The following is a 15,377-nucleotide window of genomic DNA, read 5'->3' as shown; positions in this document are numbered from 1 at the left end:
CCCTGCGCGGCGGTGCGGGTGGCGTGCCGCCGCGCACCCCGCCGTCGACGGCCGCGGCAGGTGTGCCGACTTGGCCGATTCCGGCCACCCGGCGGACGCGCTTCACTGGTGGGGCCCCGAGTGACGGAGTGGCCATGTCGAGCACCGAGCAGATGCCAGCACTGACCCCCGCCGACTACCCGGGTCTGTTCCAGGCGGCCGACGCCGCCGCAGCCCGCCAGCAGCACGCCCACCTCCGAGCCGTCCGGACGCGGTTGGTGCTGGTCGTGGCGGCCGCCGCGTGCACCGCCCTGACGCTGCGCCTCGGCGGCACCGGCCTCGACCTGTTCGCGGTGGGGGCCGCGCTGGCCTTCCTCGCGGTCCTCGCGGTCGAGCTGGCGCTGACGAGCACCCGCCCGGACCGGCTGGCGGCGCAGAGCCGCACCCTCGCCACGTCGGTCACCACCCTGGCCTGGCGCTACGCGGTGGGCGCGGCCCCGTTCCCGACCGGCGCCGAGCGGGCCGACGAGCGGTTCACCGAGCGACTGCGCGCGCTGCAGCAGCAGTTCCCCGACGTACCGCTGACGCAGCACACCGCCGAGACGATCACCGAGCGGATGCGCGCCCTGCGCGGCGCCCCGCTGGCCGACCGCAAGGAGGCGTACCTGATCGGCCGGGTGCTCGACCAGCAGGACTGGTACGAGACCAGGGCGCTGCACCACCGGCAGCAGGCGCGGTACGCGCGGACCGCGATGCTGGTGGCCGAGGCGCTGGGCGTCGCCGGCGCGCTCAGCGAGGCCTTCGACGTCACCGGCCTGGCCCCGGTGGGGGCGGCAACGGCGGCCATCGCGGCGGCCGCGGTCGCGGCGACCGCGGCGTGGAGCGCCACCCGCCGGCACGCGGCGAAGGCCGAGACCCACCACCGGACCACCCGCGAGCTCGGGGAGGTCCGCAGCCAGCTGGACAGCGACCTCGACGAGCAGCAGTGGGCGGCGGCGGTGGCCGACGCCGAGGCCGTGATCACCCGCGAGCGCACCGCCTGGCAGGCCGGTCGCACGACCTGACCGGTCACGGTCGCGGGACGACCACCCCGGCCGCGCCGCCACCGCGGCGTTCGCGCTCGGCCGCCGCGACCCAGCGGCCGTCCGGCAGGCGCTCGACGCCCGTCGCCGCGCCGATCTCGTCGGTCTCCTCGAACTGGTGCCCGATGGCCTGCAGCTTCTCCGCCTCCGGCTGCGCCAGGAAGGCCGGTTCCGCTTCGGTCCGGGCCGAGTTGCGCTGCGAGGCGCGGGGCTCGGCGATGGCGTCGACCAGGGACAGGCCGCGGTCCAGGCGCCCGGTGAGGCTCTGCAGCACGGTGGTGATGATCGTCGCACCGCCGGGGCTGCCGAGCGCCAGCAGCGGCTCGCCGTCCTGCAGCACGATGGTCGGGCTCATCGAGCTGCGCGGTCGCTTGCCCGGCCCCGGCAGGTTCGGGTCCGGCTGGCCCGGCGTGACCGGGGTGAAGCTGAAGTCGGTCAGCTCGTTGTTGAGCAGGAAGCCGCGTCCCGGGACCACGATGCCGCTGCCGCCGGTCTGCTCGATGGTGAGCGTGTAGGAGACCACGTCGCCCTCGGCGTCGGCGACCGTGAGGTGCGTGGTGTTGGGCCCCTCGTACGGCGCGGTGCCCTCGGCGGCCCCCGCCGCGCAGTCCTGCGGGTCGTACGGGTCGCCCGGCGCGACCGGGGTGGGCAGCACCGCGTCGTCGGTGATCAGGCAGCCGCGGGAGTCGGCGAAGTCCTGGTCCAGCAGCTCCTCGGTGGGCACGTCGCTGAACTCCGGGTCGCCGACCCAGCGGTTGCGGTCCGCGAAGCTGACCTTGCTGGCTTCCAGGAACCGGTGCAGGTACTGGGTCTTGTCCACCGCGGCGAGGTCGGTGCCCTCCAGGACGTTGAGCGCTTCCCCGACGGTGGTCCCGCCGGAGCTGTCCGGCGCCATGCCGTAGACCTCGAGCTCGCGGTAGGTGATGCGGGTGGGGTCCTGCACGATCGCGCGGTACTCGCGGAGGTCGTCGGTGGTCATCGCGCCGGGGCGGACGGTGCGGTCCGCCGCCGGGTCGACCGGCGGCGCGGTGACCGCCCGGACCAGGTCGGCCCCGATCTCGCCGTCGTAGAACGCGCCGACGCCGCGCTCGGCCAGCGCCCGGTAGGTGTCGGCGAGGTCGGGGTTGCGCAGCGTGCTGCCGACCTCCGGCAGCTTCCCGCCCGGCAGGAACAGGTCGCGGGTGGCGGGGAAGGCGCGGAAGCGCTCCTCGTTGTCCGCGGTCTGCTCGCGGAAGGTCTCGTCGACGACGAAGCCGCGGCGGGCCAGCTCCTCGGCCGGGCGCAGCACCTCGGCGAGGTCCATCCGGCCCCACCGGTACAGCGCGTCGTGCCACGTCATGGGGGTGCCGGGGACGCCGACGCCGAGGCCGCTGGTGACCGCTTCGTCGAACGGGATCGGTTCGCCGTTCTCCAGGAACAGGTCCTCGCGGGCGGCGGCGGGCGCGGTCTCCCGGCCGTCGAGCGTCTCGACCTCGCCGGTCGCGGAGTCGTAGTGCACGAAGTACCCGCCGCCACCGATGCCCGCCGAGTACGGCTCGGTGACGCCCAGCGCCGCGGCGACGGCCACCGCGGCGTCCGCGGCGTTGCCGCCGCGGCGGAGCACGTCGAGGCCGATCTGGGTCGCGTACGGGTCGACGCTGGACACCGCCCCGCCGTAGCCGACCGCCTCCGCCCGCTTGGGCGGCTCGGGCGGGTCGGCGGGCGCCGCCTGCACCGTCGGCGCGACCAGCGCACCGGACACGAGCGCGGCGAGGGTGAGCCGGACGGGCCTCGCGAGCATCGGCACCTCCAACACGTCGACGACGCGACACCCGGACGGCTCGCGCGGCGACTGGGAACCTGCGTCGGTGCGGGCTGGGTACCGCACGCGCTCCTCCACTCTGCACAGTCCTCCGCCGGAGGACAACAGCGGCCGCTAGCTCGGCACCAGGGCCTCGCCGTGGTAGCGGCAGCCGGGCGCCCAGAGCAGGAAGGAGGACATCCCGTTGTCCCGGGCGGCTGCGATCTGCGCGGCGACCTCCGCCGGGCCGTAGCGGACGCCGAGGCTGAAGTCCTGCAGCCACGGGATGATCTGGGCGTCGGTGCCCTCCACCGTCCTGGCGAACTCGGCCAGCGAGCGCACCACGATGTCGTAGGGCTGGGCGTTGGGGTCGGGCACGCCGAACTCGCCCGGCGCCCAGTGCGACGGGTAGACCATCGGCGCGATGTAGTCGACGTGCTGGGCGATCTGCCGGATGTCCTGGGCGATCTCGGTCGGGCGGTCCACCGAGATGCCGAACACCGACGCGCCGAGCAGGGCGCCGTGCGCGCGGACCTCGGGCTGCGTCTGGCGCAGGAAGTCGGCGATCGCCGCCTCCGGGGTGGTGGTCAGGCCCGGGATGCGCATCTGGTCGAGGTGGCCGTCGGGACGGCGCACGTAGTCGTAGAGGACGTCGTCGAAGCCCAGGCTCGCGGCCTCCGCGGCGAGGTCGATGTTGTAGCGCACCACCGTGGGGTCGGCGAAGTTGGTGAACGCGTAGCCGCCGTAGCCGCCGCTCCACGGCTGGCCGTCGGCGGTCTGCACCACCCGCTCCGGGTGCCCGCCGCGCCAAGAGGCCTCGCCGAGCACCGGGTCCTTGAAGGCGACCAGCCGGCCGACGACCCGGACCCCCATGCCGTGCAGCTGGTCGAGCACCTGCCGCGCGTCGTAGTAGCCCTTGACCGCGCCGATCTGGTGCGCCATCGGCACCGCGGAGTCGTAGACCACTTCCCCGCTCTCGTCCTTGAGGTCGAGCTCGATGGTGTCGATCTGCCCCCGCCGCGCCATCTCCAGGACCGGTTCCCGCAGCGCGCTGCTGGTCCAGGCGAGCCCGGTCATGTGCACCGCGCGCATCCCGGGGTGCCTGGTGTGGACGGTCACGGTCCGCTCGGTGCGGTTGCCCGCGGCGTCGGTGGCCACGACCGGCAGCGACCGCTCCGGCCGCTCGACCACGACGCGGAACCCGCCCTGCGGGTCCGGCGAGACGGACTGCCCGGCGACCACGACCTCGCGGGCGCCCGGCGCGGCCCCCTCGACGGTGACCGGCGCGTTGGGCGTCTCGGCGCGCAGCGAGTCCGCGACCCGCAGCTCCGGCGGCTGGTCGTCCACAGTGAACTCTCGACTGGTGGTGGCCGAACCGATCAAGGCGGGCACGACGACGCTCAGCTCGTGGCGCCCGTCGCTCAGCTCGACCGGCGACAGCCGGTGCGCGTCACCGTCGCGGACCGTCGGCACCTCGCGCCCGTCCACCAGGACCCGCGCCTCCTCGCCGGAGCGGACCTGGACCGCCCCCACCGCCGCCGAGGTGATGGGCCGGTCCGGCAACCCGGCGATCTCGACGTCCTCAGTGGACACAGAGCTGGCGATCAACACGCCGACCAGCAGGAACAGCGTGGCGCCCACGCCGGCCACCACGAACCTGGGCAGCTCGGCCAGCAGCGCCCGCGCGCTGGCGATGGCAGCACTCGTCATCGCTTTCGCCTCCCCGACCAGGCGAACGTGGCTCCTCCGCACGAAACCCGTGCTGCTCCAAGCGGATGCGTGCACGTCCACCCTCTCAGCCGGGGCGCCGAAGATCAACGGGCCAGTTGGAGCATTCCCCGCGGCGCGACCGGGACCTACCGTGGGAGCGATGTTGCCAGCGAAGCGCACCGGACTCCTCGTCCTGACGGCGGTGCTGGCGCTCGCCGGGTGCGGCGCGCCGCCACCGCCCGCCCAGCAGGTCGCCGAGGCACCACCACCCCCGCCGCCCCCTCCGCCGCCGCCACCGTCACCGGAGTCGGTGGGCGCCAACGAGCTGGGCGACGTGCCCGTGCTGATGTACCACCGGATCACGCCGTCCCCGACCAGCGTCTACGACCGCACCCCGGAGGAGTTCCGGGCGGAGCTGGAGCGGCTCGCGGCGGAGGACTACGTGCCGGTGACCGCCACCGAGTACGCCACCGGGCAGTTCGACATCCCGGCCGGCACGCACCCGGTGGTGCTCACCTTCGACGACGGGTCCGCCACCCAGGTCACTGTGGACGGTTCGGGCGAACCGGCGCCGGGCACCGCCACCCGCATCCTGCTCGACGTGGCGGCCGCGCACCCGGGTTTCCGCCCGGTGGCGACCTTCTACGTCTTCAACCCGCCGTTCGAGGAGCCCACCGGGCGGCGCAGCCTCACCTGGCTGCACGAGCACGGCTTCGAGATCGGCAACCACACCCTCGACCACCCGAACCTCGGCCGGCTCTCCGGCGCCGAGGTGCAGCGGCAGATCGCCGGCATGCAGCAGGTCATCACCGACGCCGTGCCGGGCCTGGTGGTCCGCTCGCTCGCGCTGCCGCTGGGCGTGCACCCGGACGACGAGCGGCTGGCCACCGACGGTGCCGCCGACGGGACGGCCTACCACCACGACAGCGTCCTGCTCGTGGGCTCCAACCCGGCGCCGTCGCCGTTCTCCGCGGACTTCGACCCGGCCAACGTGCCGCGCATCCGCTCCCAGGCGGCGACCGGTGAGGACGCGCAGTACGGGTCCACGGCGTGGCTGGACGCGCTGGCGGCCGACCCGGGGCGCCGCTACACCTCCGACGGCGACCCGAGCCGCATCTCGGCCCCGGCGGCCGTCGACGAGCAGCCCGCGCCGGCGGTCGCCGACCGCGTGCACCGCTACTGAGCCAGCCACTCCTCGCGGGTCAGCGCGTACTCCACGTCACCGTGCTCGGACCCGTCGAGGGGTGGCCCCGGCCAGTCCTCGAAGAAGGTCCGCACGTACCGCAGGCCCGCCTTCTCCATGACCCGGCGCGAACCGGAGTTCACCGTCATCGTCTGCGCGAAGACGCGCCGCAGGCCGAAGTCGGCGAACCCCGTGCGGAGCAGCGCCTTCGCCCCTTCGGTGGCGTAGCCCTTCCCCCAGGCGGACGGGCGCAGCCGGTACCCGAGCTCGGCCTCGTCCCGCGCGCCGCCCTCGGCCGGGTGCAGCATGAAGATCCCGACGTCCCGCCCGGACTCCCGCTCCACCGCGGCGAACTTCCCGAGCCCGCCGAACCGCTCGTAGTGCGCCAGGTAGCGGGGCAGCAGCCGCTCGACGACCTCGACCCGCGTGGGCGGCGGCCGGCCGTCGATGTAGCGCATCACGGCGGGATCGCTGTTGAGCTCCAGCACGAGGTCGACGTCGTCCGGTCGGAACCGGCGCAGCACCAGGCGATCGGTCTCCAGGAACACCTCCACGCCCGCATCCCAGCACCGCCCGGCCCGCGCGACAACCGGTTTTCCGGCCGCTAGAGCATCTCCAGCGGGTCGAGGCGGACCTGCAGTTCGGCGGCCTTGCGGGCCGCCCGGATCGCCTGGGCCGCGTGCAGCGAGCTGGCCAGGGCCCGCCCCTCGGTCCGGTCCACCCGGACGATGAGCCGTTCCCGCTCCGAGCCGCCGTCGGAGTCCACCTCGCCGAGCGGCACCGGGCCGAGGACCTCCGCCGAGGGCGGCAGGTCCGCCGAGTCCAGCAGCGCTTCCACGGCGTCAGGCGTGCCGTCGACGGCCGCCACCCGCCGGGCCGGGGGGAAGCCGAGCTCGGCGCGCTCGGCGAGCTCCAACGACGCGAACCACGCCGGGTCCCACCGCACCAGCGCCTGCACCGGCTGCAGCGACGACTCGGCCATCACGACCACCCGCCCGCCGGCGCGCGCCGGGCGCACCAGGGCGGCCGCGTCGAACCACAACCGCAGCGCCGTCTCGGCAGCGCGCAGCTCGGGGCGCCCCAGCAGCGTCCGGCCGTCCAGCAGCAGCGCCGCACCGTAGCCGCCCTCGGCCACCGGTTCGGCCCCGGGCGTGCACACGACCAGCGCGGGCCGCGCCGGGACCGTCGCCAGCACCTCCCCCCCACCCGAGGTCCGCACCGGGACACCGCTGAACGCCCGGCCCAGCTCCTCGGCGGTGCGGCCCGCGCCGACGGCGATCGCCCGCAGCCGCCGCGACCCGCAGTGGGCGCACCTGAACGCCGCCTCCGCGGCCCCGCACCAGCGGCACGCCGCCGGCTTCGGCGCGCCGCCCTCGGTGCCGCCGGGCAGCGCCAGCGGTCCGGCGCAGCGCCGGCACCGCGCCCGCTCCCGGCAGTCCCCGCACGCCAACGCCGGCACGTAGCCGCGGCGCGGCACCTGCACCAGCACCGGGGCTCCCGCGCCGAGGGCGGCGCGCGCCGCTTCGAAGGCCACCGACGGCAGCCGCGCCGCGCGCGCGGCCGGGTCGCGGGCCAGCTGCGTGTCGTCCTCGCCGATGGCGGTCACCCGCGGCGCCGCCGCGCGCACCTCGGTGCGGTGCGCGACGAGCTCCCGCGCCCAGCCGGACTCGACGAGCAGCGCGGCCTCCGCGGTGCGGGCGAAGCCGCCGACGACCAGCGCCGCGCCCGCCGCGTGCGCGCGCAGGGTCAGCACGTCGCGGCTGTGCGGGTAGGGCGTCTGGGGGTAGCTGTGCAGCTCGTCGCCGTCGTCCCACACCGCGGCGAAGCCCAGGTCGTGCACCGGGGCGAACATCGCCGCGCGCGTCCCCACCACCACGCGCGCCGCGCCGCGCAGCACCGACAGCCAGCGCCGGTAGCGCTCGGCAGGGGCGAGCTCGGCGGCCAGGCCGACCACGTCGTCGCCGAGCAGCGCAGTGCAGGCGTCGTGCACGCGCTGCAGGTCGCGGTGGTCCGGCACGACGATGAGCGCCCCGCGCCCAGCCGCCGCCGCGGTGGCCGCGGCTTCGGCGAGGCGAGCGGGCCAGTCCTCGCCGGGCAGCGCCTGCCAGACCGCGCGGGCCGGGCGACCCGCGTGCACGGCGTCCAAGAAGGACGGTCCGTGCTGGTACCGGCTCCACGCCTCGGTCGCGGGTCGGGGCGGCACCGGGCGGGGTTCGCGCGGAGCCGACTTCTCCGCGCCGGCGTGCCGCGGCGGGACGGCCAGGCGGACCACGTCGGTGAGCATGCCGCCGTACTTGTCGGCCACCGCCCGCGCCAGCTCCAGCAGCTCCGGGGTCAGCACCGGCTCGGACGAGGGCACCCGCTCGACCCAGGACAGGGCGCCCTGGAAGTCGGTGGTCTCGGTGCGCTCCAGCAGGTAGCCGTCGACCAGCTTGCCGCGGAACCGCACCCGCACCCGGCAGCCGGGCATGGCCGCCTCGTCCAGCCGGTCCGGCACCAGGTAGTCGAAGGGCCGGTCCAGGTGCACCGGCAGCGGGACGTCGACGAGCACGCGGGCCACCGGCCGGTGCGCCGCCGCGGTCCGCTCTGCCGTCGCCCCCTTCCGCTTCCGGGGTCCCGCACCTGCCATGCCTCTTCTCTACCAGAAGGGCCAGCCCGGGCCGCTGCCAGCGCGGTTCCCCAACTCGCCCCTCGCGGCGGCGGGGACGCCATATCCTGGCGGCATCTCGAGGTCTCCAGGAGGTGCGATGGCGGGACCGGTCCGGCCGACGATCTCCGACGTCGCGCGAGCGGCCGGGGTGTCGCGCACCACGGTGTCGCACGCGCTCAACGGTGTCGGCAAGGTCGACCCGCGCACGCGGGAACGCGTGGTGAAGGCGGCCACCGAGCTCGGCTACCGCCCGAGCCTGCGCGCGCAGCGGTTGCGCAGCGGGCAGTCGCGGACCCTCGCCGTGGTGTCGTCGATGCCGGTCGCGGTGGCCGGCGGCCCGTCCAAGCTCGGCTTCTTCATGGAGGTCGCGGCCGCGGCGGCCGAGACCGCGCTGATGCACGGCTTCGCGCTGGTGGTCGTCCCACCGCTGGACACCGACCCGCCGCTGGACACCCTGGACATCGACGGCGCGATCGTCATCGAACCGGACCAGGACGACCCGACCACCCAGCGCCTGCGGTCCCGCGGGGTGCCGATCGTGACGATGGGCCCGCAGCAGGGCATGGACCTGCCGTACGTCGACCTGCGCGCCCCGGAGGTCGGGCGGCTGCTGCTGGACCACCTGCGGGAGCAGGGCGCCCGCCGGATCGCGCTGCTGCTCGGCAGCGGGCACCGCAGCTGGTACGTGGACCTGGCCGAGGTCTACGCGCGGTTCGCGGAGGAGCACGGCATGGCGCCGCTGGTCGTGGAGGCCGACGAGTCGGGCGGGGAGGACACCGGCCGGGCCGCCTGCGCCGAGCTGTTGGCGCAGCACCCCGACGTGGACGCGATCTGCGCCGCGGTGGACGCCTTCGCGGTGGGGGCGGTGCGCGCGGTGGCGGAGCGCGGCCTCAGGGTTCCCGAGGACGTGCGGGTGGCGACCCGGTACGACGGCGTGCGGGCCCGCACCACCACGCCGACCTTGACCGCGGTGGACCTGCACCTGGGCGAAGCGGCGGCGAGCGCCGTCGAGCTGCTGCTGGCGAACCTGAAGGGCACGGAGGTCCCGCAGGTGGTGACCAACCCGGCCCCCAGCCTGGTCCCCCGCGCCTCCACCACCGGGTCGTGAGCGCTCGAACCGCCCAGAGGCGGCTCCCCCACTCACGACCCCTCGTGAGCGCCAAAACCGGCTACAAGCGGCTTGCGCACTCACGACCCCTCGTGAACGCCAAAACCGGCTACAAGCGGCTCCCCCACTCACGACCCCTCGTGAGCGCGAAGACCGGCTGCAGGCGGCTTGCGCACTCACGAGAGGGTTGCCCCCGGATGTTGCCGGGCACGGTGGTGTGAAACGATTTCAGGTGTTTCACGTCGTCTTCTACCACCCGGAGATCCCCGGCAACGCCGGCAACGCGATCCGCATGGCGGCCGGCTCCGGCTGCGCCCTGCACCTGATCGAACCGCTCGGGTTCTCCGTGGACGACGCGAAGCTGCGCCGAGCCGGCCTCGACTACCACGACCGCGCGGCCCTGCACGTCCACCCGGACCTGGCCACGGCGTGGCGGGCGCTGCGACCGCAGCGCGTCATCGCCTTCACCACGAAGGCCGACCGCTCCTACGAGACGGTGGACTACCAAGCCGGTGACGTGCTGCTGTTCGGACCGGAGTCCACCGGGCTGCCCGAGGAGGTCCTCGACGACGTGACCATGCAGGTGCGGATCCCGATGCTGCCCGGCATCCGCTCCATGAACCTCGCCAACTCGGCCGCCGTCGCGGTCTACGAGGCGTGGCGCCAGCACGGCTTCCGCACCGGGTCCTGACATCCCGCGCCACCTCGCTGGCCTGCCAGTTCCAAGGCAGGACTGACCCCTCAGGGCCGCATGAGAGCTACCAGGTCCAGGCAGGACCGACGGCCCCCACGGCCACGCGGGGACTGCCAGTTCCGGACGGCCCTCGCCAGCAGCCCCGGCCTCGTCGGGCTGGTGCCGCGAGCTCCTGGGCTACGCCCGCACGACCCGCCGCGGCGCCCGGGTCCACGGCCAGGTCAGCAGCGCCCACCCGGCCGTCCCGACCGCCACCGCCACGCCCAGGTACCAGGGCCAGCCGCCCATCACGTCGAGCAGCGACGGGTTGTCGGGCTTGCGGCTGACGACGCCGTAGTTGGTGCCCGCCCGGGAGTTGAACGCCAGCACCGCCAGGCCCCACGCGACGGTGACCCCCACCGAGAACCAGTACCCGCGCCAGGTCGGCCGCACCCCGACGCCCCAGGTCAGGTACGCCGCCGACCAGATGACCAGCAGGTGCTGCCCCCAGAACTCGAGGAAGTCGACGTGCGGGAAGTCCGGGGCGTCCAGCGCCGGGGTGATGATGGCCTGCGGGGTCAGCGTGAGGCCCCAGTAGTGGACGAGCGCGCAGGCCAGCGGCCGCTCCGTCCAGAGCGCGACGGCGGCGACCACCCAGGCGACGTCGCACAGGTGCAGCGGGAGGGACTCGCCGACGTCCCACTGCGCGGGCAGCTGCCGGTAGACCAGCAGCGGGACGTTGAACGCCAGGACCACGGCGGCGAACGCGCGGGCGAACCGCACCGGGTCGCGCTGCCGCCGCCCGATCACGGCGACGACCACAGCGCCGAGGACCATCAGCGCCACGAGCGTCCAGTGCGACGGGCTGCCGGGAACGAACCGGTCCGCAGCCACACCCTCAGCGTAAGGCCCGGCCGAATCCTCCGGATCCCGATCGGCGTCGACCGGACAGCCGCGGCGCCGGTCACCCGAGCCAGGGAAGCGTGCAGGGCACCTCTCGCCAACCCGGTCGGCGGGAGGTGCCCTTCACCTACGACAGGTCAGGCGTGGGCCGCGGCCTTGAGGGCCTCGGCGCGGTCCGTGCGCTCCCACGGCAGGTCGAGGTCCGGACGGCCGAAGTGGCCGTAGGCCGCGGTCTGCGCGTAGATCGGGCGCAGCAGGTCCAGGTCGCGGATGATCGCGGCCGGGCGCAGGTCGAAGACCTCGTTGATCGCCGACTGGATGCGGGCCGGGTCGACGTTCTCGGTGCCGAAGGTCTCCACGAACAGACCCACCGGGGCGGCCTTGCCGATCGCGTAGGCCACCTGCACCTCGATGCGGCTGGCCAGACCCGCGGCGATGGCGTTCTTGGCCACCCAGCGCATCGCGTAGGCCGCGGAACGGTCCACCTTCGACGGGTCCTTGCCGGAGAACGCACCGCCACCGTGGCGGGCCATGCCGCCGTAGGTGTCCACGATGATCTTCCGGCCGGTCAGCCCAGCGTCACCCATCGGGCCACCGACCACGAACCGACCGGTGGGGTTGACCAGCAGCCGGGTGTCCGAGGCGTCGAGCTCGAGCTGCTCGACCTCCGGCCGGATCACGTGCTGCTCGATGTCCACCGCGAGCATCGCGTCCAGGTCGATGTCGGCCGCGTGCTGGGTGGACAGCACCACGGTGTCCAAGCGGACCGCCTGGTCACCGGCGTACTCGATGGTCACCTGGGTCTTGCCGTCGGGCCGCAGGTACGGCAGCACGCCGTCCTTGCGGACCTTGGTCAGCCGACGCGACAGCCGGTGCGCCAGCGCGATCGGCAGCGGCATGAACTCCGGCGTGTCGTCGCAGGCGTAGCCGAACATCAGGCCCTGGTCGCCCGCGCCCTGCTTGGCGATCTCGTCGATCACGCCCTCGACGCGCGACTCGTGCGCGGTGTCCACGCCCTGCGCGATGTCCGGGGACTGCGACCCGATCGCCACGTTGACGCCGCAGGAGTTGCCGTCGAACCCCTTGGCCGAGGAGTCGTAGCCGATCTCCAGGATCTTGTCCCGCACGATGGTCGGGATGTCCGCGTAGGCGTCGGTGGTGACCTCACCGGCCACGTGCACCTGCCCGGTGGTCACCAGGGTCTCCACCGCGACGCGGGAGCGCGGGTCCTGGGCCAGCAGCGCGTCCAAGACCGAGTCGCTGATGGCGTCGCAGATCTTGTCCGGGTGGCCTTCGGTCACGGACTCGCTGGTGAACAACCTGCGGCCGGTGCGCAGGTCAGACTGCTGGCTCACGACTCTCCCTGAAAAAACGCTCGCGACGGGGCCACCGCACGGGTGGCGACGTGCCCAGCCACCCTACTGGCGGCGCAACTGCCGGTTCACAGCATCCCACAGTGTGGAAGCCAACCGGGACTTCGCGCCGTACGGGATCGGCTGTTCGGTGCCGTCGCCGCCCAGCAGCCAGCCGGCGTTCTCCTCGACCTCGAAGGCCCGACCGTCCCCGACCGCGTTGACCACGAGCAGGTCGCAGCCCTTGCGGGCCAGCTTGGCGCGGCCGTGGTCGAGCACCGAGGTGGTGGCGTCCCCGGTCTCGGCGGCGAACCCGACGATGAGCGACGTGTCCAGCTTGCCCGCGGCGCGCGCGTCGACCAGTTCGGCGAGGACGTCCGGGTTGCGGGTCAGGGCCAGCGGCTCCGGGTCGCGGTCGGTCTTCTTGATCTTGTGCTCGGCGAGCGTGACCGGGCGGAAGTCGGCCACGGCGGCGGCCATGACCACCACGTCCGCGCCGTCGGCCTCGGCCAGCATCACCGTGCGCAGCTCGTCGGCGGTGCCCACCTTGATGACCCGGACCCCGGCGGGGTCGACGAGGTCGGCGGTGTGCGCGGCGACGAGCGTGACGTCCGCGCCGCGGTGCGCGGCCACCCGGGCCAGCGCGTAGCCCTGCCGCCCGGACGAGCGGTTGCCCAGGTAGCGCACCGGGTCCAGCGGTTCGCGGGTGCCACCGGCGGAGATCACCACGCGGCGCCCTTCGAGGTCGCGCGGCAGCGCCTGCGGCTCGGCCAGCAGCAGGCGCGCGAGGTCGACGATCTCGGCCGGGTCGGGCAGCCGCCCCTTGCCGGTGTCCTTGCCGGTCAACCGGCCGCTGTCCGGCTCCGCGACCACCACGCCGCGGCTGCGCAGCAGCGCGACGTTGTGCTGGGTCGCCGGGTGCTCCCACATCTCGGTGTGCATCGCCGGCACCATCAGCACCGGGCACCGCGCCGTCAGCAGCGTCGAGGTGAGCAGGTCGTCGGCCTGCCCGTGGGCGGCGCGGGCGAGCAGGTCAGCGGTGGCGGGGGCGACGACGACCAGGTCGGCCTCCTGCCCGAGGCGCACGTGCGGCACCTCGTGGACGTCGCTGAACACGCCGGTGCGCACCGGCTGCCCGGACAGCGCCTCGAAGGTCGCCGCGCCGACGAAGTTCAGCGCCGCCTCGGTCGGGACCACGCGGACGCTGTGCCCGGACTCGGTCAGCCGCCGCAGCACCTCGCAGGCCTTGTAGGCGGCGATGCCACCACTGACGCCGAGGACCACCCGCGGGCGGTCCTCGGCGGTCTGCTCCGTCACTCGCCTTCGGTGTGCTCGAGCACGCCGGCGTGGATCTCGCGCAGCGCGATCGACAGCGGCTTCTCGCGCGGGCCCGGCTCGACCAGCGGGCCGACGTACTCCAGCAGGCCCTCGCCGAGCTGGGCGTAGTAGTCGTTGATCTGGCGAGCGCGCTTCGCGGCGTAGATCACCAGCGCGTACTTCGAGCTGACCTGCTCCAGCAGGTCGTCGATCGGCGGGTAGGTGATGCCTTCAGCGGTGTTGGTGGACGGGCTGCTGTTGAGCGCAGCCAGCGCGCTGGGGGTGCTCACGTGAGTGGCTCCTGCTCCTCGTGGACGGCGGCGTGGTGCCGTGTGCCTGGGGCGGCGATGCGGCCCGCGGGGTGCCGGACTCCGGTCGTCCGGACTCCGGTGCTGCTCACCGCCGGCTCGTCACTGCTCGCGGCCGAGTATCAATCGTAGCAATTCGCTGGTCGCGGCTTGCACGTCGGCGTTGACCACGCTGACGTCGAACTCCGGTTCGGCGGCCAGCTCCTCGCGCGCGGTCGCCAGCCTCCGCTCGACGACCTCGGCCGGTTCGGTGCCGCGACCGGTGAGCCGGTCCACCAGCACCTCCCAGGACGGCGGCTTGAGCATGACCAGTTGCGCGTCCGGCATGGCCCGGCGGACCTGGCGGGCGCCCTGCAGCTCGATCTCCAGCACCGCCGGCCGACCGGCCGCGAGGGCCTCCTCGACGGGCTTGCGCGGGGTGCCGTAGAGGTTGCCGGCGTAGCGGGCGTGCTCCAGCATCTCGCCGTCGGCGATCATCCGCTCGAACTCGGCGGTGTCGACGAAGTGGTAGTGCACCCCGTCGACCTCCCCCGCGCGCGGCGCGCGGGTGGTGGCGGACACGCTGAAGTAGATCTCCGGGGCCCGCTTGCGCACCTCGCTCAGGACGCTCGACTTGCCGACACCAGAGGGTCCGGAAACGACGGTGAGCCGAGGCTCGCCCTGCTGGACGGTCCTCGGCTCAGCGCCGGCTTCTGCGTCGATCACTCGCCGCTGAACTCGGAGAGCAGCGCCTTGCGCTGCCGCTCGCCCAGCCCGCGCAGCCGACGGCTGTTGGCGATCTCCAGCCGCTCCATGATCTGCTGCGCACGGACCTTGCCAACGCCGGGAAGGGCCTCGAGCAGGGCGGAGACCTTCATCTTGCCCAGGACCTCGTCGTTGTCGGCGGTGTCCAGGACCTCCGCCAGCGTGGTTCCACCTCGCTTGAGGCGCTCCTTGAGCTCCGCTCGGGCGCGACGGGCGGCAGCCGCCTTTTCCAGAGCTGCTGCCCGCTGCTCCTCGGTCAGCTGGGGAAGGGCCACCATGTCCTCCGTGATGTGGGGTTTTCTTGATCGGTGCGGCGACGGTACCGAGTCGGCTCGGCCGGGTCCCACTTGGGTCCGGGTTTTGTGAGCCGGGTTCAGCCGGGCCCGTCGCCACGCCTGCTCGTACGAGGCGTGCACGAGCGGGGCGCCGCTGCAAGTACTACCAACAAAGCCGCTGAAGTGCACTAATCTCGGCGAAATTCATCGAATGTGTCCGATTTCCGGTCAGTTGAGCCACGCGAGCGGCGTCCTCGCAGGTCAGTGCGGGGTGAACTACCACTCATCGGCCACCCGGCGACCACCGGACCAA

The 15,377-nt window shown here is 74.0% G+C and carries 14 protein-coding genes; 4 read left to right on the top strand and 10 right to left on the bottom strand.

Annotated elements, in window-relative coordinates; genetic code table 11:
• The first annotated feature begins 134 nt into the window (after positions 1 to 134).
• Positions 135 to 1,043: a DUF4231 domain-containing protein gene (locus HNR68_RS11810; RefSeq protein WP_179720398.1), complete on the top strand. Its 909-nt coding sequence runs from the start codon at positions 135 to 137 to the stop codon at positions 1,041 to 1,043.
• 4 nt (positions 1,044 to 1,047) lie between these two features.
• Here HNR68_RS11810 and ggt read toward each other — a convergent pair whose 3' ends face one another.
• Positions 1,048 to 2,841 carry a gamma-glutamyltransferase gene (ggt, locus tag HNR68_RS11805; RefSeq protein WP_179720396.1) on the bottom strand — a complete coding sequence of 598 codons (1,794 nt, stop codon included), beginning with the start codon at positions 2,839 to 2,841 and terminating at the stop codon, positions 1,048 to 1,050.
• Positions 2,842 to 2,976: 135 nt separating this feature from the next.
• Entirely contained in the window at positions 2,977 to 4,551 is a 1,575-nt protein-coding gene (locus HNR68_RS11800) for a putative glycoside hydrolase (protein WP_179720394.1), read from the bottom strand.
• Between the two features lie 160 nt (positions 4,552 to 4,711).
• On the opposite strand from HNR68_RS11800, the gene HNR68_RS11795 reads away from it, so the two are divergent.
• Positions 4,712 to 5,734 carry a polysaccharide deacetylase family protein gene (locus HNR68_RS11795; RefSeq protein ID WP_179720392.1) on the top strand — a complete coding sequence of 341 codons (1,023 nt, stop codon included), beginning with the start codon at positions 4,712 to 4,714 and terminating at the stop codon, positions 5,732 to 5,734.
• On the opposite strand, the gene HNR68_RS11790 is transcribed toward HNR68_RS11795, so the two are convergent.
• Positions 5,728 to 6,288, bottom strand: coding sequence for a GNAT family N-acetyltransferase (locus HNR68_RS11790; protein WP_179720390.1), 561 nt, complete (start codon positions 6,286 to 6,288; stop codon positions 5,728 to 5,730). The genes HNR68_RS11795 and HNR68_RS11790 overlap by 7 nt on opposite strands.
• A gap of 50 nt (positions 6,289 to 6,338) precedes the next feature.
• Complete coding sequence (locus HNR68_RS11785) at positions 6,339 to 8,363, bottom strand: primosomal protein N' (protein WP_179720388.1); 2,025 nt, start codon at positions 8,361 to 8,363, stop codon at positions 6,339 to 6,341.
• A 118-nt stretch (positions 8,364 to 8,481) separates the two neighbouring features.
• Here HNR68_RS11785 and HNR68_RS11780 point away from each other — a divergent pair, with 118 nt between their 5' ends.
• Complete coding sequence (locus HNR68_RS11780) at positions 8,482 to 9,492, top strand: LacI family DNA-binding transcriptional regulator (RefSeq protein ID WP_179720386.1); 1,011 nt, start codon at positions 8,482 to 8,484, stop codon at positions 9,490 to 9,492.
• Positions 9,493 to 9,724: 232 nt separating this feature from the next.
• Positions 9,725 to 10,183 (top strand): TrmH family RNA methyltransferase, encoded by a 459-nt coding sequence (locus HNR68_RS11775; RefSeq protein ID WP_179720384.1) that lies wholly within the window; start codon positions 9,725 to 9,727, stop codon positions 10,181 to 10,183.
• 180 nt (positions 10,184 to 10,363) lie between these two features.
• Here the strand turns inward: HNR68_RS11775 and HNR68_RS11770 are convergent, their stop codons facing one another.
• The 6 genes from HNR68_RS11770 to mihF form a co-directional block, all read right to left on the bottom strand.
• Positions 10,364 to 11,059 carry a YwaF family protein gene (locus HNR68_RS11770; protein WP_343050079.1) on the bottom strand — a complete coding sequence of 232 codons (696 nt, stop codon included), beginning with the start codon at positions 11,057 to 11,059 and terminating at the stop codon, positions 10,364 to 10,366.
• A gap of 146 nt (positions 11,060 to 11,205) precedes the next feature.
• Positions 11,206 to 12,387 (bottom strand): methionine adenosyltransferase, encoded by a 1,182-nt coding sequence (metK, locus tag HNR68_RS11765; RefSeq protein ID WP_218889027.1) that lies wholly within the window; start codon positions 12,385 to 12,387, stop codon positions 11,206 to 11,208.
• Positions 12,388 to 12,486: 99 nt separating this feature from the next.
• Positions 12,487 to 13,737, bottom strand: a complete 1,251-nt coding sequence (coaBC, locus tag HNR68_RS11760; RefSeq protein ID WP_179720382.1) for a bifunctional phosphopantothenoylcysteine decarboxylase/phosphopantothenate--cysteine ligase CoaBC — start codon at positions 13,735 to 13,737, stop codon at positions 12,487 to 12,489.
• On the bottom strand, positions 13,734 to 14,027 hold the full coding sequence (rpoZ, locus tag HNR68_RS11755) for a DNA-directed RNA polymerase subunit omega (protein ID WP_179720380.1): 294 nt from the start codon (positions 14,025 to 14,027) through the stop codon (positions 13,734 to 13,736). The genes coaBC and rpoZ overlap by 4 nt, the downstream gene beginning before the upstream one ends.
• Positions 14,028 to 14,147: 120 nt before the next feature.
• The gene (gene gmk, locus HNR68_RS11750) at positions 14,148 to 14,750 is read right to left on the bottom strand and encodes a guanylate kinase (protein WP_179720378.1); all 603 of its coding nucleotides are present in this window, start codon (positions 14,748 to 14,750) and stop codon (positions 14,148 to 14,150) included.
• On the bottom strand, positions 14,747 to 15,064 hold the full coding sequence (gene mihF / locus HNR68_RS11745; RefSeq protein ID WP_179724937.1) for an integration host factor, actinobacterial type: 318 nt from the start codon (positions 15,062 to 15,064) through the stop codon (positions 14,747 to 14,749). The genes gmk and mihF overlap by 4 nt, the downstream gene beginning before the upstream one ends.
• Positions 15,065 to 15,377 lie beyond the last annotated feature (313 nt).

This window comes from Saccharopolyspora hordei (assembly GCF_013410345.1).
Classification (GTDB): domain Bacteria; phylum Actinomycetota; class Actinomycetes; order Mycobacteriales; family Pseudonocardiaceae; genus Saccharopolyspora; species Saccharopolyspora hordei.
Note: the sequence above shows the minus strand (reverse complement) of the source record. Positions and strands in the feature narration are given on the sequence as shown.